This window comes from Streptomyces lunaelactis (assembly GCF_003054555.1).
In the GTDB taxonomy this organism is placed as follows: domain Bacteria; phylum Actinomycetota; class Actinomycetes; order Streptomycetales; family Streptomycetaceae; genus Streptomyces; species Streptomyces lunaelactis.
In genome coordinates this window covers 5,580,469-5,599,319 of the sequence record NZ_CP026304.1, presented here as the reverse complement: position 1 = coordinate 5,599,319, position 18,851 = coordinate 5,580,469, and the positions used below count along the sequence as shown (strand labels likewise).

General features: G+C 69.8%; 13 protein-coding genes and 1 pseudogene. 5 read left to right on the top strand and 9 right to left on the bottom strand.

The window, feature by feature from the left end; genetic code table 11:
- Positions 1-89: 89 nt before the first annotated feature.
- Both typA and SLUN_RS25960 read right to left on the bottom strand, forming a co-directional pair.
- Positions 90-1,964 carry a translational GTPase TypA gene (typA, locus tag SLUN_RS25965; protein ID WP_108152193.1) on the bottom strand — a complete coding sequence of 625 codons (1,875 nt, stop codon included), beginning with the start codon at positions 1,962-1,964 and terminating at the stop codon, positions 90-92.
- Positions 1,965-2,263: 299 nt separating this feature from the next.
- A complete protein-coding gene (locus tag SLUN_RS25960) occupies positions 2,264-4,579 on the bottom strand; it encodes an ABC transporter substrate-binding protein (RefSeq protein ID WP_108152191.1) in 2,316 nt (771 codons plus the stop codon).
- A gap of 330 nt (positions 4,580-4,909) precedes the next feature.
- Here SLUN_RS25960 and SLUN_RS25955 point away from each other — a divergent pair, with 330 nt between their 5' ends.
- From SLUN_RS25955 to SLUN_RS25940, 4 genes are read left to right on the top strand one after another with little or no spacing between them, the layout of a single operon-like run.
- Positions 4,910-5,152, top strand: a complete 243-nt coding sequence (locus tag SLUN_RS25955) for an Rv0250c family protein (protein WP_108152189.1) — start codon at positions 4,910-4,912, stop codon at positions 5,150-5,152.
- 49 nt (positions 5,153-5,201) lie between these two features.
- Positions 5,202-6,023: a succinate dehydrogenase subunit SdhC gene (sdhC, locus tag SLUN_RS25950; protein WP_170146606.1), complete on the top strand. Its 822-nt coding sequence runs from the start codon at positions 5,202-5,204 to the stop codon at positions 6,021-6,023.
- Between the two features lie 18 nt (positions 6,024-6,041).
- Positions 6,042-8,039: a fumarate reductase/succinate dehydrogenase flavoprotein subunit gene (locus tag SLUN_RS25945; protein WP_108152185.1), complete on the top strand. Its 1,998-nt coding sequence runs from the start codon at positions 6,042-6,044 to the stop codon at positions 8,037-8,039.
- Positions 8,036-8,812, top strand: a complete 777-nt coding sequence (locus SLUN_RS25940; RefSeq protein ID WP_108152183.1) for a succinate dehydrogenase/fumarate reductase iron-sulfur subunit — start codon at positions 8,036-8,038, stop codon at positions 8,810-8,812. Before SLUN_RS25945 ends, SLUN_RS25940 begins: the two co-directional genes overlap by 4 nt.
- A 45-nt stretch (positions 8,813-8,857) precedes the next feature.
- On the opposite strand, the gene SLUN_RS25935 is transcribed toward SLUN_RS25940, so the two are convergent.
- Positions 8,858-9,961: a glycoside hydrolase family 18 protein gene (locus SLUN_RS25935; protein WP_246338425.1), complete on the bottom strand. Its 1,104-nt coding sequence runs from the start codon at positions 9,959-9,961 to the stop codon at positions 8,858-8,860.
- Between the two features lie 87 nt (positions 9,962-10,048).
- On the opposite strand from SLUN_RS25935, the gene SLUN_RS25930 reads away from it, so the two are divergent.
- Positions 10,049-12,022: a TPM domain-containing protein gene (locus SLUN_RS25930; protein WP_108152179.1), complete on the top strand. Its 1,974-nt coding sequence runs from the start codon at positions 10,049-10,051 to the stop codon at positions 12,020-12,022.
- Positions 12,023-12,068: 46 nt separating this feature from the next.
- On the opposite strand, the gene SLUN_RS25925 is transcribed toward SLUN_RS25930, so the two are convergent.
- The 6 genes and pseudogenes from SLUN_RS25925 to SLUN_RS25900 all read right to left on the bottom strand — a co-directional run bounded on the left by SLUN_RS25925 (position 12,069) and on the right by SLUN_RS25900 (position 18,833).
- Positions 12,069-14,630, bottom strand: coding sequence for a SpoIIE family protein phosphatase (locus tag SLUN_RS25925; protein WP_108152177.1), 2,562 nt, complete (start codon positions 14,628-14,630; stop codon positions 12,069-12,071).
- 147 nt (positions 14,631-14,777) lie between these two features.
- Positions 14,778-15,194, bottom strand: a complete 417-nt coding sequence (locus tag SLUN_RS25920; RefSeq protein WP_108152175.1) for an ATP-binding protein — start codon at positions 15,192-15,194, stop codon at positions 14,778-14,780.
- Positions 15,195-15,318: 124 nt separating this feature from the next.
- Positions 15,319-15,738, bottom strand: coding sequence for a (deoxy)nucleoside triphosphate pyrophosphohydrolase (locus SLUN_RS25915; protein WP_108152173.1), 420 nt, complete (start codon positions 15,736-15,738; stop codon positions 15,319-15,321).
- 85 nt (positions 15,739-15,823) lie between these two features.
- A complete protein-coding gene (locus SLUN_RS25910) occupies positions 15,824-16,003 on the bottom strand; it encodes a hypothetical protein (RefSeq protein WP_108152171.1) in 180 nt (59 codons plus the stop codon).
- A 176-nt stretch (positions 16,004-16,179) separates the two neighbouring features.
- Positions 16,180-17,891 (bottom strand): annotated as a pseudogene (locus SLUN_RS25905) (purine-cytosine permease family protein).
- A 189-nt stretch (positions 17,892-18,080) separates the two neighbouring features.
- Positions 18,081-18,833 carry a GntR family transcriptional regulator gene (locus SLUN_RS25900; protein ID WP_108152169.1) on the bottom strand — a complete coding sequence of 251 codons (753 nt, stop codon included), beginning with the start codon at positions 18,831-18,833 and terminating at the stop codon, positions 18,081-18,083.
- Positions 18,834-18,851 lie beyond the last annotated feature (18 nt).

The window sequence follows — 18,851 nt, the reverse complement described above, 5'->3', positions numbered from 1 at the left end:
ATGCGGACACTTGGGCCATGAAAAGGAGTTGACGAACGGCTCGGCCCCCCGCAGTTTCTGCGGGGGGCCGAGCCGTCAATGATGGGGCGTCAGTTGTTCTTCGCGCGGGAGGCCGTGCGGCCGCGCTGCTTCTGGTCCAGGACGACCTTGCGGATACGGACCGTCTCCGGGGTCACCTCGATGCACTCGTCATCGCGGCAGAACTCGAGGGACTGCTCCAGGGAGAGCTTGCGCGCGGGCACCACGTTCTCCGTGGTGTCCGCGGAAGCCGCACGCATGTTGGTGAGCTTCTTCTCCTTGGTGATGTTCACGTCCATGTCGTCGGCGCGCGAGTTCTCGCCGATGATCATGCCCTCGTAGACCTCCGTGGTGGCCTCCGTGAAGATGACACCGCGCTCCTGGAGGTTGACCATCGCGAACGGCGTCACCACGCCCGCACGGTCCGCCACCAGCGAGCCGTTGTGACGGGTGCGCAGCTCGCCGAACCACGGCTCGTGCCCCTCGAAGAGGGAGTGCGCGATGCCCGTGCCGCGGGTCTGGGTCAGGAACTCCGTACGGAAGCCGATGAGGCCGCGGGACGGGACGATCCACTCCATGCGAACCCAGCCCGAACCGTGGTTCGTCATCGTCTCCATGCGGCCCTTACGGGTCGCCATGAGCTGCGTAATGGCGCCGAGGTGCTCCTCGGGCGAGTCGATGGTCATGCGCTCGATCGGCTCGTGGGTCTTGCCGTCGACCTGCTTGGTGACCACCTGCGGCTTGCCGACGGTGAGTTCGAAGCCCTCGCGGCGCATGATCTCGATGAGGATGGCCAGGGCGAGCTCACCGCGGCCCTGCACCTCCCAGGCGTCGGGGCGCTCGGTGTCCAGGACACGGAGCGAGACGTTACCGACCAGCTCCCGGTCCAGACGGTCCTTGATCTGCCGGGCAGTGACCTTGTGGCCCTTGCCCCCCTTACCGACGAGCGGTGAGGTGTTCGCACCGATGGTCATCGAGATGGCCGGCTCGTCGACCGTGATCAGCGGCAGGGCGATCGGGTTCTCTGGGTCGGCCAGGGTCTCGCCGATCATGATGTCCGGGATACCGGCGATGGCGCAGATGTCGCCCGGGCCGGCCTTTTCGGCCGGCTTGCGGGTGAGTGCCTCGGTCATCATCAGCTCGGTGATGCGCACGTTGGACATCGTGCCGTCGCGCTTGATCCAGGTGACCGTCTGGCCCTTGCGCAGCTCGCCCTGCTCGACGCGGCACAGCGCGATACGGCCGAGGAAGTTGTCGGCGTCCAGGTTGGTGACGTGGGCCTGGAGCGGCGCGGCATCGTCGTACTCGGGAGCCGGGACGTGCTCGAGGATCGTGGTGAAGAACGGCTCCAGGTTCTCACTGTCGGCCGGGACAGTGCCGTCCTCCGGCTTGGTCAGCGAGGCGACGCCGTCACGGGCGCAGGCGTAGACGATCGGGAACTCGATCTGCTCCTCGTCCGCGTCCAGGTCCAGGAAGAGGTCGTAGGTCTCGTTGACGACCTCGTCGATCCGGGAGTCCGGGCGGTCCGTCTTGTTGATGCAGAGGATGACGGGCATCCGGGCCTGCAGCGCCTTGCGGAGCACGAAGCGGGTCTGCGGAAGCGGGCCCTCGGAGGCGTCCACGAGCAGGACGACCGCGTCGACCATCGACAGACCACGCTCGACCTCGCCGCCGAAGTCGGCGTGGCCGGGGGTGTCGATGATGTTGATGGTGATCGGGGACCCGCCGGCCTTGGGGTGGTACTTCACGGCGGTGTTCTTCGCCAGGATCGTGATGCCCTTCTCACGCTCCAGGTCGTTCGAGTCCATCATGCGGTCGTCGAGGTGCTCGGCGGCGTGCGCGGCGAACGCGCCGGCCTGCTTCAGCATGGCGTCGACCAGGGTGGTCTTGCCGTGGTCGACGTGGGCGACGATGGCAACGTTACGGATGTCGTGGCGCGTGGGCATGCTGGCTGGCGCTTCTCTCGATCGTGGGGTCAGGCGTCTGACTGTCGTAGCCTCGTCCGCCCGCCGGGCGGACGCGCCACGGCTGGTCCCCATGGTACGGGGCCGCCGCGTCCGGGGCTTCCCGGGCCGATCGTGAAGGTGATCCTGGTGCGCTGGGGAGTGCACTGGGGAGTGCGCTGGGGGTGCGAAAGCCTGGGTCAAGGGTAGGCACCAGCTTGCCCGCCGGCGGTGCCGGCGGGCAAGGGACTTGAGCCAGTTCTGAGGTTCTGACCTGCCACTTCTTCTTCAGAGTCGGGGTTTTAGGACTTCTTGAACCCGATGTCCTGGTAGCGGGGGGCGGCGAAGCCGAAGGCGCCGGCGTTGACCACCTGCCGCTTGGCGGCCACCAGCTCGGGGCGCTGATACAGGGGAATGGATCCGGCCGCGGCCCAGATGCGGGCATCCGCCCGGCGCACCAGGTCACGGGCCTCGTCCTCGTTCAGCTCGGCAGCGGCCTCGTCGAAGAGCTGGTCGATGTAGTCCGTGCCGACGCGGGTGTAGTTCTGCTCCACCAGCAGTGAGCCGTCGCTCGCGGGCTCGGGCTTGGCGAAGATCGGCCGGGCGTCGGTCGCCGGGTAGGCGGTGGCGGGCCAGGAGTACAGCGCCAGGTCGTAGTCGCCGGAGGCGATGTGGTCCTTGAAGAAGCTGGTGTCGGAGACCTTGATCAGCTCGGTGTTGATGCCGATCCGGTCCAGCATCTTCGCGATCTTGTCGCCGACGGTGCGCAGCGCCTCGGAGCCGGGGCCCGCGGGAAGGACGAACCGCAGCGTGAGCGGCTTGCCGTCCTTGCCGAGCGGGCCGCTCCCCCGGGCGGGGGCGGCGGTGCCGCGCGGTGCGTACGCTCCGGCGGCCCCGCCCTGATTCTCCTGCGCCTTGGTCCCTGGCTTGTTGGCGGTGTCGTCCCCGAGCGACTCCGCCCGGCGCTCCGGGGCCACACCCTGGAGGGCAGCGCCGGGGGCGGGGGCGAGGATGCGCGTACCGCTGCCGCCGCTGCCGGGGCCGTGGCCCGCGGGCTTGTCGTCGTCGACGATGTACAACCCCTCGTCGGACGCGCTGTGCTCCGCTTCTTCCCGCGCCCGGTTCTTGGACTCGCTCTTCTTGCTCGGCTCGGCCCTCTTACTGGCCTCGGCCTGCCCGCCGGGCTCGGCCTGCTCGCCGCTGCCCGCCTCGTTGCCCGCCTTGGCCGGCGCGGGCTTCTTGAGCGCCCCGCCGGGGGTCCAGCCCGCGTCGGCCAGCAGCGCCTGCGCCTCCTGGGTGTTCTGCTCGCCGAGCGCGCCGCTGTTGTCCGTGTACGCCCGCTGGCCGGCCAGCGCCAGATGGCTGCCGGGCGGATCGGCGGGCAGACCGAGCGGGGTCAGTACGGCCTCGGCGAGCTCGTTGCGGTTGAGCGCACGGGCCACGGCGCGGCGCACCCGGCCGTCGGCGAGGGGGCCGGACTCGCCGTTCAGCGCGAGCTGGGTGTACGCGGGCTCCAGCGACTTGCGCACCACGAATCCGCGCAGGGCGTTCTGCTCAGCGGTGTACTTCTCGACCGCCGCCACGGTCTGGGCGCGGGCCTTCTTCGCGGCCTCGGCCTTCTTGCTGTCCGAGCCGTTGGCCAGTGCCCAGGACTTGAGCGCGGCGGAGGGGGTGAGGGCCGCGCCCGGCCCGTGGGCGAGCGGCTGGCCGGCCGCGCCCTTGTCCCGGGCCGCGAGGACGATGCGCTCCACCGCGCGCCGGTCGACCTCCGCGAGGTCGAGGGTGCCGGCGGCGAGAGCGGCGGCACGCTTCTCGCGCGGCACCGCGGTCAGCACCACCTTCTCCAGCTTCGCCCGCTGCCCCCACCAGCGGGGATTGCGTACGAGTGTGCTCGTGCCCGCCTTGCGGTCCACCGCCGCCAGCTGGAAGGGGCCGGCCATCACCTTGAGCGTGCTGCGGGCCCCGTCGTTGAAGGAGTCCGGGGTCCCGGTCACTTCCTTCGGGTAGAGCGGGGTGAAGAGGGACTGCCAGTCCGCGAACGGCTTGTTGAAGGTGACCTTGACCTGGAGGTCGTCGGCGCCCTTCTCGATCTTCTCGATCCGTTCGTACCCGGAGTTGCGCGCGGTCCAGTACGCGGAATCCTTTCCGCCCAGGGCGCGCCACTGGGCGACGAAGTCGGCCGCCCCGATCTCCCGGCCATCGCTCCACACCGCCTTCTGGTTCAGCTTGTAGAGCACGACCTGCTTGGGCTCGCGCTTGACGATTCCGGCGGACTCGACGTAGTCGGGATTGCGCTGCGGCCGGCCGCGCCGGTCCAGCGTGAAGAGCGCGGGGAGTACGGCTCCGGCGATGCGCGCCGTGGTGGCGTCCGCGTCGGCCTGGAAGGCGTTGAGGGTGCTGGGCATGGCGTCGACCGCCCAGCGCAGCGTGCCTCCGTCGGCGACCAGCTCCCGCCCGGTGGGGGCGATGTCCTGGGCCGTGGCGCTGCCGGTGTCCGCGTCCTCGCCCGAGCTGCAGCCGGCCAGGACCGGCAGCGCCAGCACCCCGCTGGTCAGCAGCGCGACGGAGCGGAGCGTTCGCGAGCATGTCCTCCCGCGTGGGGCGTCGACCTGGGACATGGCTTATACCTCTTCGTCCTGTTTCGTCCGCGTTCACGGAATTTAGCGATGATCACACCGATTCCCGTCCACTGAAGTGGACTGAGGCCGAGAGGTGTCGGCGACACGGCGGGCTCGCCCCCAAGGCCACCCGTGCGGCCCAACGTAGAATCCGTCATACCGCCCCAGAAAGGGAGAAACTGGGGGGAGCGAAATACGGACCACGAGGGGCGCGCTGGAAGCTCATGCGGCGACAATCCCTGCACGTCCCTTCACAAGCAGGGATGTGACGCGCAACACTCGCAGGCGCATGAGCCATGCCACCGCACCCTGCGGAAGTGAGGGCACGTCATGTCCGAGCAGGAAGAACTGACGGCGATGCAGCACCGTCTCGACGAGCTGCTCCAGCGCGTCGGGCAGCTGGAGCGCACCGTCGATGAGCTGCGTGGCGCCGGCCCGGCCGCGTCGGCGGCCACCGAGTCGAAATCACCGGCCCCGGAGCTGGTCACCATCCCCGACACCCCGTACAACAGCGCGCTGTGGACGGACTCGGACGACGAGGGGCTCGGTGCGCGCGACCGGCACGCACCCTGACCGGCCCGGCCCGTAGCCACACCCGATCCCACTCCATATGGAGCCTTCGTTGGCCACTGGTACCGAACGACCACAAATCAATACAGGCGTACACGGCACCACGCGCGCCGCCATCGGCCCCCGCCATCTGCGGACGGACCGCTGGTGGCTCGCGCCGGCCCTGACGGCCGGCGGACTGCTGGCCTTCATCGTGTACTCAACCTGGCGGGCCTTCTCGAACGCCGACTACTACGCCGCGCCATATGTCTCGCCGTTCTACTCGCCCTGCCTCGCCGAGAACTGCGAACCGATGCAGGCCGGCCCCAACTGGGAGATCTTCGGCACCTGGTGGGGCCTGTCCCCCGCGCTGCTCATCCTGATCTTCCCGCTCGGCTTCCGCCTGACCTGCTACTACTACCGCAAGGCCTACTACCGGGGCTTCTGGGCATCGCCCCCGGCCTGCGCGGTCGCCGAGCCGCACACGAAGTACACCGGCGAGACCCGCTTCCCGCTGATCCTGCAGAACATCCACCGGTACTTCTTCTACGCGGCGATCCCGGTCGCCGGAATCCTCACGTACGACACCGTGCTCGCATTCCGCGACGAGCACTACGAGTGGGGCCACATGGGCCTCGGCACCCTCGTCTTCCTGGTCAACATCGTGCTGATCTGGGCGTACACCCTCTCGTGCCACTCCTGCCGGCACATCATCGGCGGCCGGCTGAAGCACTTCTCCAAACACCCGGTGCGCTACCGCCTGTGGGGCTTCGTCGGCAAGCTGAACGACCGTCACATGCTGCTCGCGTGGACGTCGTTGATCAGCGTCGCGCTCGCCGACTTCTACGTCTATCTCGTGGCGTCCGGCGCCTTCGACGATCCGAGGTTTTTCTGATGGGTGGGGCCTTCTGACATGACGCAACTCGAACGGCAGCAGTGGGACGTCGTGGTGGTGGGTGCGGGCGGCGCGGGCCTGCGTGCCGCCATCGAGGCGCGCGAGCGGGGCGCCCGTACGGCGGTGATCTGCAAGTCCCTCTTCGGCAAGGCCCACACGGTGATGGCCGAGGGCGGCATCGCCGCCTCCATGGGCAATGTGAACGCCGGGGACAACTGGCAGGTGCACTTCCGCGACACCATGCGCGGCGGAAAGTTCCTCAACCAGTGGCGGATGGCGGAGCTGCACGCACGCGAGGCGCCCGACCGGGTCTGGGAGCTGGAGACCTGGGGCGCTCTCTTCGACCGTACGGCCGACGGGAAGATCTCCCAGCGCAACTTCGGCGGACACGAGTACCCGCGCCTCGCGCACGTGGGCGACCGGACCGGCCTTGAGCTGATCCGTACGCTCCAGCAGAAGATCGTCTCGCTGCAGCAGGAGGACAAGGCCGAATTCGGCGACTACGAAGCCCGGTTGAAGGTCTTCCAGGAGTGCACGGTCACTCGGATCCTGAAAGATCACAGCCTCGCGGATGGCGAGCGAAGCGAGATGGGGGTCCCCCCCGGCCGGCGGCTCGGGGGGAGGGTGTCGGGCACCTTCTGTTACGACCGGGAGTCCGGGCGCTTCTTCGTCCTTGAGGCCCCTTCGGTGGTGCTTGCCACCGGCGGGATCGGCAAGTCCTTCAAGGTGACGTCGAACTCCTGGGAGTACACCGGCGACGGCCACGCTCTGGCGCTGCTCGCGGGTGCTCCGCTGCTCAACATGGAGTTCGTGCAGTTCCATCCGACCGGGATGATCTGGCCGCCCTCGGTGAAGGGACTCCTCGTCACCGAGTCGGTGCGCGGGGACGGCGGGGTGCTGCGCAACTCCGAGGGCAAGCGGTTCATGTTCGACTACATCCCCGATGTCTTCAAGGAGAAGTACGCGCAGTCGGAGGAGGAGGGCGACCGCTGGTACGAGGACCAGGCGAACAACCGGCGTCCTCCCGAGCTGCTGCCGCGCGACGAAGTGGCACGCGCCATCAACTCCGAGGTGAAGGCGGGCCGCGGCTCCCCGCACGGCGGCGTGTTCCTCGATGTCTCCACACGGATGCCGGCCGAGGTCATCAGGCGCCGGCTGCCGTCGATGTACCACCAGTTCAAGGAGCTGGCGGATGTCGACATCACGGCGGAGGCGATGGAGGTCGGCCCGACCTGTCACTACGTGATGGGCGGTATCGCCGTCGAGTCCGACACCGCGGCGGCGGTCGGGGTCCCCGGCCTGTTCGCGGCGGGCGAGGTCGCGGGCGGCATGCACGGCTCCAACCGGCTGGGCGGCAATTCACTCTCCGACCTGCTGGTCTTCGGCCGGCGGGCGGGTCAGCACGCGGCCGAGTACGCGGAGGGGCTCGCCGCGCGACCGGCGGTGGACGAGGACCAGATCGACGCGGCCGCTGCCGAGGCGCTGCGTCCGTTCAGCGCGGAGGGCCCGCAGCCGGGTAACGAGAACGGCAAGCCGCCCGAGAATCCGTACACCCTCCATCAAGAACTCCAGCAGACCATGAACGACCTGGTCGGCATCATCCGGCGCGAGGCGGAGATGGAGCAGGCCCTGGAGAGGCTGGCCGATCTGCGCGTACGGGCGCGGCGGGCCGGGGTCGAGGGGCACCGGCAGTTCAACCCCGGCTGGCACCTCTCGCTGGATCTGCGGAACATGCTGCTGGTCAGCGAGTGCATCGCGCGGGCGGCGCTGGAGCGCACGGAGAGCCGCGGCGGGCACACCCGCGAGGACTGCCCGACCATGGAGCGCGAGTGGCGACGGGTCAATCTGCTCTGCCAACCGGTCGATCCTACGGGCGAGTTGGCGGCCACCGACCCGGCGCGGGGTCAGATCGCGCTCGAACGCAGGACGACCGAGGCCATCCGTCCCGACCTGCTCGCCCTCTTCGAGAAGGAGGAGCTGGTCAAGTACCTCGCCGAAGAGGAGCTCTACGAGTGAGCAGCTACGAAGCGGCCTTCAAGGTCTGGCGCGGCGATCAGGGCGGCGGGGGGCTTGAGGACTTCGCCGTCGAGGTGAACGACGGGGAGGTCGTCCTCGACATCATCCACCGCCTCCAGGCCACCCAGGCCTCCGATCTCGCGGTCCGCTGGAACTGCAAGGCGGGCAAGTGCGGTTCGTGCAGCGCGGAGATCAACGGCCGGCCGCGGCTGCTGTGCATGACGCGGATGTCGGTCTTCTCTCGCGAGGAGACGATCACGGTGACACCGCTGCGGGCGTTCCCCGTGGTGCGGGATCTGGTGACGGATGTGTCCTTCAACTACGCCAAGGCACGGGAGGTGCCCTCCTTTGTGCCGCCGCCGGGGGTCGCGGCGGGGGAGTACAGGATGCAGCAGATGGATGTGGACCGCTCCCAGGAGTTCCGCAAGTGCATCGAGTGCTTCCTGTGCCAGGACACCTGCCATGTGGTGCGTGACCACGAGGAGAACAAGACGGCGTTCGCGGGTCCGCGCTTTCTGATGCGGGTGGCGGAGCTGGACATGCATCCGCTGGACGCGGCTGCCGAGACGGGTCTGGACCGCAAGAAGACCGCCCAGGACGAGCACGGGCTCGGCTACTGCAACATCACGAAGTGCTGTACGGAGGTGTGCCCCGAGGGCATCAAGATCACGGACAATGCGCTGATCCCGCTGAAGGAGCGGGCGGTGGACCGTAAGTACGACCCGCTGGTGTGGCTGGGCAACAAGATCAAGCGCCGCGGGGCGGTCGACTAGGCCGTGTCTGGCACATAGCGCCAGGCGGGGTCTGTCGGACATGGCCTAACCCTTCTCGCCCCAGCCCTCCCGGTAGGCCGTCCAGTCCTCGTCCTTCGCCGCGAAGTCGACATACAGCGCGACGCCGAACCGCTCGCGGTCGCGGTCCGTGCGCCCCAGGCCCAGCCGGGTGCCACGGACCGCCGCCGCGACCGTCTCCGCCGATTCATGGTGGCCCAGGTCGTCCTCGTGGAAGAACGGCAGCCCCATCAGCAGATCGGTGTCCTCGGGGGTGACTTCGAGGGCGAGGGAGGTCTGCTGGGCGACATAGCCGCCGTACAGGCTCTCCAGCGGCATCCAGGTGTCGTACGACATGACGGCGATCTGGTCGACCCGACGGGCCACCTCGCCGAAGAACTCCTGCGACCACCACTTGCCGCGGCCGGTGACCGCGCTGTTCACCCGGTGGAGGGCCGGCAGCGGATCGATCTGGTGGGCGGCGACGGAAAGCGGGGACTTGCGCGCCCGCGTCAGCTCGCCCAGATCGTCCAGCAGCGACAGATAGTCGCGGTCGTCGGAGATCAGGGGCTCGAGGTCGAAGTGGACGCCGTCGAAGCCCGCGTCGAGGATCTGTGTGGTGGAGCGCACGACGGCGGCACGGGTGCCGGCATCGGGCAGCCGCATCCCCTGCGGGCCCTCGCTCGCCAGCCTGTCGCCGAGCCAGGCCTGGACACGTATGCCGGGGATCTTCCGGTGAACGGCGTCGATCAGCCACCGCGCGCGTGGATAGCGGTCGGCCGGCAAGGTACCGTCGTGCTCGAGCGGCCCGGCGTGGACGTAGAGGTCCCGTATCCCGGTCCCCCGTATCCGCGCGGCGAAGGCGTCCACGTCGGCGTCCTTCTTGCGGCCGTCCACCCAGGCGTGACCCAGCCAGACGGCGTCCTGGCCGCGCGTCGTCGTGCCCTCCTTGAGCTCGCCCGCGTAGTTGACGCGCAGCGCCACCGCCGCGGTGAGCGTGGGGACGACGAGCAGAACGGCCAGGGCGAGGGCGATCCGCTTGGGCCACTTCAGGCGGGGGCTGCGCCACCCTCGTACGAGGGCACGCACGCCCGAAGCTCCGCGCAGCGCCCGTACGCGCTCACGCACCCCCACCTGCCGATTGATCCCCATGCGCCGCAAGGCTAGATCACAGGACCGACAACCGGATCGGGATCCGTCCGGTCGCGGAGGCCCAACGGCCGACATAGCCTCCCAAATGTGACGCGAATAGCCACCCGGGCCTTCCTTGCCGTGCTGGTGGCGGCGTGGTGGCTGGTCGTGCCCGCCGCTGGAAGCGCGCTCGCGGACGATCCGGTCAGCCTGTCCCGCGAGGGACAGATCACCGACCGGGTCGGGGCTCTCGGCGGCCGAAAGCCACAGGTCACCCAGGCGCTGGACCGGCTCTACGACGACCAGCGCCTCCAGCTCTTCGTGGTGTACGTACGGGACTTCTCCGGCCGTTCCGCGCAGGACTGGGCCAGTGCCACCGCTCAGAAAAACGGTCTCGGCCAGAACGACATCCTGCTCGCCGTCGCCACGGGCGACCGGCAGTACGCGCACTACGTCGACACCGGCTCCCGGCTGACGGACGCCCAGCTCGCGGAGGTCGCGGGCACCGCGATCGAGCCCGCACTCAGGCAGAACGACTGGGCGGGCGCCGCGATCGGGGCGGCGGACGGGTACGACGCGGTGGCGAGCGGACAGCCCGTGCCCGCTCCGGCCATCACCCCCGGGGAGGCCGATCCCGGCGGGGACGGCGGCGGTGCCGAGACCGGGGCAGGGGATCTGGTGCTGCCGATCGCGGTGGCCGGCGGGGCAGGCGCGCTCGCCGCGTACACCTTCGCCAAGCGCAGGAAGCGGACGGCCACCCGGACCACACCGCAGGGCGGGCAGGGGGGCTGGGGCGCTCCGCGGCAGGCCGCGCAGACCCCCCTGCCCGAACTCGACGCCCAGGCCAAGCGGACCCTCGTCGACACCGACAACGCGCTGCGTACCAGCCAGGAGGAACTCGGCTTCGCCACGGCCCAGTTCGGGGACGAGGCGGCCACGCCGTTCAACGAAGCGGTGGAGTACGCGAGGAACGAGCTGACCGCCGCCTTCCGGCTGCGCCAGCAGCTCGACGACGCCTATCCGGAGGACGACGTGATGCGTCGGCGGATGCTCGACGAGATCGTCGCGCGGTGCACCGACGCCAATCGCCGACTGGACGCGGAGTCCGAGGACTTCGACCGGCTGCGCGCCCTGGAGCAGAACGCGCCGCAGGCCCTCGCCACCGCCGAAGCCGCCCACGACGATCTCAGCGGACGCATCGTCACAACGGAGGCCGCGCTCGGCGTGCTGCGCGAGCGGTACGCCGCCTCCGCTGCCGCGCCCATCGCGGACAGCGTCGAACAGGCCACGGACCGGCTGGTCTTCGCGAGGACCAGCCTCGACCAGGCCCGTCAGGCAATCGACTCGTCGGAGAACGGGGCTGCCGCCGTGCAGGTCCGGGCCGCGGAGGGCGCCCTCGCGCAGGCGGGCCGGCTCATCGAGGCCGTGGACCGGCGCGCTCAGGAGCTCGCGGAGGCGGCGGGAAAGCTGCCGGGCGCGCTCACCGGGACGGACACCGATCTGGCCGAGGCGCGCGGGCTGCTGAAGGGCACATCGGAAGGGGTTTCGACGGCCGATCTCCAGGGGCGGATCGCACGGGCCGAGACGGTGGCCGCGGAGGTGCGCAGGGAGCTGGAGGCGGGCCTGTACGACCCGATCGACGCGCTGCGCCGGGTCGAGGAGGCGGATGCCGCGCTCGACGAGGCGCTGGCGGGGGCGCGCGAGAACGAGCAGGGGACGCGGCGGGCCCGTGCGCTGCTCGACCAGGCCATGCTCGGCGCGCGCTCCACCATCGGCGCGGCGGCCGACTACATCACGACTCACCGCGGGGCGGTCGGCAGCGACGCGCGGACGCGGCTGGCGGAGGCGCAGCGACGGCTGGAGCGGGCGCGGGAGCTGGCGGGTTGGGACGGTTCGGGCGGCTCGGGGTCGGCTGTTCCGCAAGGCGCGCTGGCCGAGGCGCAGCAGGCGGACGGGCTCGCGCGGCAGGCGCAGAGCCTGGCCGAAGAAGACGTGCGGGGCGGGGGCTTTGGAGGTGGCGGCGGGCCCGGCAGTTTCGGCGGCGGGGGCACCCGCGGCCGGATGGGCGGCGGCCGCTTCTGATCCAACTCACCTTTTCCCTGGCTGCCCTCAAGGCGGCGCAGCCCGGTCAGAACATGCTGAGCAGCTGCTCGACCGTGGGCTCCGCCGTCGAGCCCCCGTCGGGCAGGGCGAGTTCGAACCAGACCGTCTTGCCGCGCGGGGTCCGGCGCGAGCCCCATGCCGCGCTCAGCAGCCCGACCAGCTGCAGTCCGCGGCCGCCCTCGTCGGTGTCGCGCGCCCGTCGCCGGCGCGGCTGCACCAGGCCCGCGTCCCACACTTCGCAGACCAGTGTGCGGTCGCGCAGCAGCCTGAGCCGGATCTCACCCTCGCCGTAGCGCAGGGCGTTGGTGACCAGCTCGCTGACCAGCAGCTCGACCGTGTCCACGAGTGCTTCGAGGTTCCAGCTGAGCAGCTGGGCGCGGGCCAGTTCGCGGGCCCGTCCCACCGAGCGCGGCTCGCGCGGCAACAGCCAGTCGCCGACCGCCTCGACGGGCAGCCCCTGGATGCGGGCCATCAGCAGGGCGATGTCGTCCTCGCCGTGCCGGGTGTCGAGGGTGTTCAGCACATGGTCGCAGACGTCTTCCAGGGGGCGTACGGGATCGGTCAGCGCGGCGCGGAAGGCGCGCAGCCCCTCGTCGAGGGGGTGGTCCCGGGACTCGACGAGGCCGTCGGTGTAGAGGGCGAGCAGAGAGCCCTCGGGGAGCTCGACCTCGACCTCCTCGAATGGTTCGCCGCCCACGCCGAGCGGCATCCCCGGCGGCACGTCGAGCAGCAGCGCCTCCTCGCCCGGTTCGACCAGGACGGGCGGCAGATGACCGGCGTTGGCGAAGGTGCAGCGTCGGGTGACCGGGTCGTATACGGCGTAGACGCAGGTCGCGAGATAGACCTCGGAGAGGTCGGCCTCGCGGGACTTGTGGGCGACGCGGGAGGCCTGCTGGGTGCCGCTGGGGCTGCCCAGACCGCGGGCGATCTCGTCGAGCGCGGAGAGTACTTCGGCGGGTTCCAGGTCCAGCAGCGCCAAGGTCCGTACCGCTGTGCGCAGTTCACCCATGGCGACCGCGGCCCGCAGTCCCCGTCCCATCACATCGCCCACGACGAGGGCGGTGCGGTGACCGGGCAGTTCGATGACGTCGAACCAGTCACCGCCCACCTCGGTGGCCGTGTTGCCCGGGAGATAGCGGCAGGCGATGTCCAGTCCGGCGGCCTCGGGGTCTCCGGGCGGGAGCAGGCTGCGCTGGAGGATGAGCGCCCGCTCGTGCTCCCTGCGGTAGAGGCGGGCGTTGTCGATACAGACGGCGGCGCGGGCGGCGAGCTCGCCGGCGAGTGCCCGGTCCCGTTCCCCGAAGGGCTCGCTGCCCTTCGTGCGGGAGAACTGCACCAGGCCGACGACAGTGTCGTGCGCGACCATCGGCACCGCGAAAGTGGACTGGACGAGGGTGCCCTCCTCGCCCGGGATGGACTGGACGCGGGCGGTGCGCAGGGCGCTCGCACAGGGCGAGTTGAAGGGATAGCGGTGGACCTCGCCGAGCGCGGTGGGGGCGCTGCCCTCCTGGCCGCAGCCCGGAGGGGGCACCAGCGGGGCGTCGGAGACGGCACTGGCGAAGGCGACCCGGCGCAGCTCGGCGCTGCCTCCCCCGTGGCTTTCGGCATGGGGGGACCCCCACTGCCCGGGCGGGGCCTCGTCGCCGGTGAGCAGACCCTGATAGAGGTCGACCGACGCGAGGTCGCAGAAGCCGGGGACGGCGACGTCGAGGAGTTCGCGGGCGGTGGTCTCCAGATCGAGGGAGTTGCCGATGCGGGCGCTCGCCTCGTTGAGGAGGGCGAGGTTGCGGCGGGCGCTCGCGGCTTCGCGGGCGGCGATCTGACGGCGGGTGACGTCGGTGCCCAGTCCGGCGACGCCGATGGGGCGGCCGGCTCCGCTGTGCACCCGGTAGAGATTGATCGACCAGTGTCTGCGCTCCGTGCTGCCCGGGGCGCTGCCGACGATCTGGAGATCGATGGCGGATTCTCCGGTCTCCAGCACACGGCGAAGGGAGGCGTTCATCCGCTCGGCCTCGGGGCGGGAGAGGTAGTCGTGAACGGTGCGTCCGCGGTGGTCGTCGGCGGCGCCCCCGAAGACGGTGGCGAAGCGCTGGTTGGCGCGCTGCACTGTGAGGTCCGTACCGAAGAGGAGGAAGCCAAAAGGAGATTGGCCGAAAATGGCCTGCGATGCGGCGAGATCCGTCTCGATCCGGCGCAGGGCGCGGACGTCGACGACGATGCAGAGCGCTGCCCTCTCGCCGGTCTCCGTCTCGCTCGGCATCACATAGACCTCGGCCACGCCGTGCGCGTGGCCCTCCCCCGGCATACGGAAGGGGACCAGGCCGGTCCACTCCTTGCCGTCGAGTATCTCGGCGACTTTGCGGTGGCCTCGCGGGCGCAGCTCGGCGGGCATGAAGACCTCGACCGGGTCCTTGCCCCTGACCTCGTCAGGAGTGATGCCGAAGAGGTCCACGGCGCGCCGACTCCACTGGTCGACCAGCCCGTCGGAGCCGATCGAGAAGGAGGCAACCTTGATGTAGTCATAGATCGAGCCAGGCGGGCTGCTCTGCCATACGACACCGCTCGCCGTCTCAGGTATTTCGCTCACGCGACCGTCCCCTCCAGCTCACCGCACCGGACCGGCCATGACCGCAGTATTCAGCACTACGGCTCCAACCGACACGGCGTTCACGATCACAGCACGGTCTCGTTCATTTTCGGCCGAGCCCTGCCTGATCGTCGTCCCCTCACTCTTCTAACCAGTGAGAGCCAGCTCGAACCACACCGTCTTGCCGCTTCTGCCCCGCCGCGTGCCCCAGCGGCGAGCCGAACAAGCCACCAGTTGCAGCCCGCGTCCGCCCTCGTCATCGGGTTCGGCGGCACGTTCGGTGGGAGGATCCGGAAGCGGATCGGAGACTTCCACGAGCAGGGTGGGGACGGTGCCGCCGGCTTCCGGCCGGACCATCCGGACCCCGATCGGGCCCGACGCATAGCGAAGAGAGTTGGTCACCAGCTCGCTGACCAGCAGCACAGCGACATCACCGACAGCGGAATCCAGCCCCCAGGCGCGAAGGGTGCCACGGACGGCGTGACGGGCGGCGCGGACGGAATTGGCCTCGGCAGGGAAGGTCCACTCGGCGCATTCGCCTTCGGTGTCGATCACGCCGATCACATCCCAGACCAGCAGCAGACCCGCGTCCTATTTGGGGGGGTTATTCAGCACATACCCGATATTCGGTGCGAGGTATCCCGGCTTTGGCGGCAATGGGCGCACCGCGGTGCGAACGGCGTACAGATCAGTCCCGTGCGCCGTCCCGTTCCCTTTCACGCAGGAGTCGAGCCGCCTCCGCCACGGCGGGACGGTCCTGATCGAGCCAGTCGACGGCATCCGTCTCGTGCGGCGCGAGCCAGCGCAGCGCGTCATGGTCCTCCAGCGGCTCCGGCTCACCGGAGACCAGCCGGGCCGTCCACACCTGGAGTACATAGCCGGGCTTGAGCGGCCACTCGCCGGGGATCCGCGCCACCGGCTCCGTCTCGACGCCCAGTTCCTCGCGCAGCTCACGTACGAGCGCCTGCTCGGGACTCTCGCCCGGTTCCAGTTTGCCGCCTGGGAGTTCCCAGCGGCCGGCGAGCTCCGCGGGGGCACTGCGGCGGGCGGCCAGCAGCCGCCCCTTGTCGTACAGGGCACCGGCCACCACGACCACACGATCCTTCATGCGCCGGAGCGTACTGGGCCCGGAAGGTACCGACCGAAAGGCGGGTCCTTCGGATCCTGCCGGGCTGGGCCGTGTCAGACACCGCCTAGTGCGTCGTCTGTCCTATGCGCTCGACCCAGTAGAGCTGCTTGTGCCCGCGGCCGTCGAGGGTGTCGACGATCTGCTGCGCCTCGTCCTCGGTGGCGTACCGGCCGACGCGATAGCGGTTGCCGTTGTCGTCCTGCCGTATGACAAGCCAGGGCAGCACAGCGCCACTGTCGTTCATCGCGCCCCTCCCCGGGCCGGCCTGCAGGTCTGTAACGATCGCCAGGAAACCGCACTACGCATATGCCCGAGCCTACGCCTGACCTTTACTCAGCGGATACGGGTTTACACAAAGAGACAGGGATGAGGGAGCACACCCGTCTGGATGCGCTCCCTCTGGCTGGTTTCCGGCCCTCCCTACGCCGCCGGGGCGGGCACGGTCGGCACGGGCATCAGCACCGGCCCGCTCGCCGCCGGATCCTTGCGGCACACGTCGCCGCACTCGGAGTCCAGTGAGCAGCACAGCGAGCAGATCGGACCGGACTGGACCGGGCAGTCCGCGATGTCCGGGAGCTCGTACGCCGTCTCGCACACGGAACAGGTGTGGGTGGCGGTGATGTCCTCGATCTCGGCATCCGGCCCGTTCACGGGGTTCGGCCTGGCCAGGTAGTACTTGCCCTTCGTCGCCCAGGCGATCAACGGGCAGAGCACCAGGGAGAGTCCGGCCGCGATGAAGGTGGAGAAGGCCTCGGCGTGCCGGCCGAAGAGTCCGAAGAAGGCCAGAATCGAGACGGTGGACGCGATCACCATCGCGCCGAATCCGGCGGGGTTCACCGCGTACAGATAGGCCCGCTTGAACTCGATGTACTTCGGGCTGAGTCCGATGCGCTTGTTGATGACCAGGTCGGCGGCGACCGCCGCGATCCAGGCGATGCCCACATTCGAGTAGAAGCCGAGCAGCTTGCCCAGCATCGCGAACATGTTCATCTCCATCAGCGTCAGCGCGATGGCGAGGTTGAGGAAGATGTACCAGACCCGGCCCGGGTGCTTGTGGGTGATGCGGGAGAAGAAGTTCGACCAGGACAGCGAGCCGCTGTAGGCGTTGGTCACATTGATCTTGACCTGCGACACGATCACGAAGAGCGCGGCGGCCGGCAGAGCGACCGAGCCCAGCCAGGGCTTGAGCGCCTCGATCTGCGGGGCGATCGGCTCCAGGGCGTGTGTCTTGCCGACGGCCTCCAGCGCGACGAAGGCCAGGAAGGCGCCGCCGAGCTGCTTGGCCGCTCCGATGATGACCCACCCGGGGCCGGCGGCGAGCACGGCGAGGTTCCAGCGGCGCTTGTTCGCCTCCGTCCTGGCCGGCATGAAGCGCAGATAGTCGGCCTGTTCGCCGATCTGGGCGATCAGGGAGAGCGCGACGCCCGTGCCGAGGCCGAAGCCGATCCACGAGAAGCCCGATCCGGCTCCCTCCGTACCGCCGAAGGAGCCGAACGCACCCCAGGCGTCCGGCGCTTCGAAGGCCAGCACGATGAAGGGCAGCACCATGCCGATGATCCAGACCGGCTGGGTCCAGGCCTGCACCTTCGCCAGCGCGCCCATCCCCTTGAAGACGATCGGGATGACGATCAGCGTGGTGAGCAGATACCGATCTCGACGGGCAGCCCGACGGCCTGATGCATGGCCTGCGCCATGATCGAGCCTTCGAGAGCGAAGAAGATGAAGGTGAACGAGGCGTAGATGAGCGAGGTCAGCGTCGAGCCGAAGTAGCCGAAGCCCGCGCCGCGGGTGACCAGATCCATGTCCAGGCCGTACTTCGCACAGGCCCGCGCGATCGGGATCCCGGTGAGGAAGATGATCACCGCCGCGGTGAGGATCGAGGCGAGACCGCTGGTGAAGCCGTAGGTGAAGACGATCGACGCGCCGATCGCGAAGTCCGCGAGATAGGCGATGCCGCCGAGCGCGGTGCCCGCGACCATCGAGGGCGACCACCGGCGGAAGGAGTGCGGCGCATAGCGCAGCGAGTAATCCTCGCGGCTTTCGTCGGCGGCGAGCTTGGCGTAACTGCGCTTGGGCGGCGGCTGACGCTCTTCGTCCGGCGTCCTGGTGACAGATGTGGCGGTGTCCGTCATCGGTGACTTCCCGTTCGTCGGTCCGTGTGCGGGGGCAGGGCACGTACGGACGGGAAGGTAGGAGCCGGACATGACAGTCGGACGCGGCGGGCGATTGCCCGGGCGTTACGGGACGGGAGCGGGCGTTAACTCGTGATCACGGTCATCGGACGTCCTGTTCGGCTACCGGTCATTTCCCCGCATCGGGGCTCACTTCACCGGCAGGTGGTATGCGATCCGGTAGCGGTCCGCCGGGACGACGACGTCGGCCGTCTCGACCGCCCGCCCCGACGCGTAGTACGTCCGCTCGACGACCATGACCACATGGCCCGGTACGCCGCCGAGCGTCAGGAGCTCCTCCGCCAGCCCCGGCCGCGCGCCGACCTCCTCCACGACGTTGTCCACGACGACGTCGATGGCGGCCATCCGCTCGACGACCCCGCAGCCGCCCAGCGGGCCCTCCTCCGGCAGCATCACCGGGGTGCGCCCGGTGACCTCCAAGGGCTCCCAGGAGGTGGAGAGCATCATCACCTCGCCCGCGTCCCGGTAGACATAGCGCGTACGCATCACGCGGTCGCCGAACGGGATGCCGAGCCGGTCGGCGATCTCCGGACCCGCCTCCTCCTGCTCGCTGCTGGACTCCCAGGTGCCCCGGGCGTCCTCCTCCGCCTGCTCCTGGCGGAAGGGGTTGGCGCCGGACGGCGGGCGGTAGCCGGTGCGGGAGACACGGCGCGGGACGGGCCGCTCGCGGACATACGTACCGGAGCCGGAGCGGCCCTCGACCAGGCCCTCCGCCATCAGGACCTTGCGCGCCTCGAGGGCGACGGTGTCGGAGACGCCGTACTCCTCGCGGATGCGGGCCTGCGAGGGAAGCCGGGTGTGCGGCGGCAGCGAGCCGTTGACGATCTTCTCGCGGAGATCGCTCGCAACGCGCAGATAGGCGGGCTGCTCACCGAATGTCACTGGCCCACTCCCAACAGG

Bases quoted from the DNA above. Each gene is read 5' to 3' on its own strand.
- typA (WP_108152193.1), bottom strand. From the start codon at position 1,964: ATGCCCACGCGCCACGACATCCGTAACGTTGCCATCGTCGCCCACGTC.
- SLUN_RS25960 (WP_108152191.1), bottom strand. From the start codon at position 4,579: ATGTCCCAGGTCGACGCCCCACGCGGGAGGACATGCTCGCGAACGCTC.
- SLUN_RS25955 (WP_108152189.1), top strand. From the start codon at position 4,910: ATGTCCGAGCAGGAAGAACTGACGGCGATGCAGCACCGTCTCGACGAG.
- SLUN_RS25945 (WP_108152185.1), top strand. From the start codon at position 6,042: ATGACGCAACTCGAACGGCAGCAGTGGGACGTCGTGGTGGTGGGTGCG.
- SLUN_RS25935 (WP_246338425.1), bottom strand. From the start codon at position 9,961: ATGGGGATCAATCGGCAGGTGGGGGTGCGTGAGCGCGTACGGGCGCTG.
- SLUN_RS25915 (WP_108152173.1), bottom strand. From the start codon at position 15,738: ATGAAGGATCGTGTGGTCGTGGTGGCCGGTGCCCTGTACGACAAGGGG.
- SLUN_RS25910 (WP_108152171.1), bottom strand. From the start codon at position 16,003: ATGAACGACAGTGGCGCTGTGCTGCCCTGGCTTGTCATACGGCAGGAC.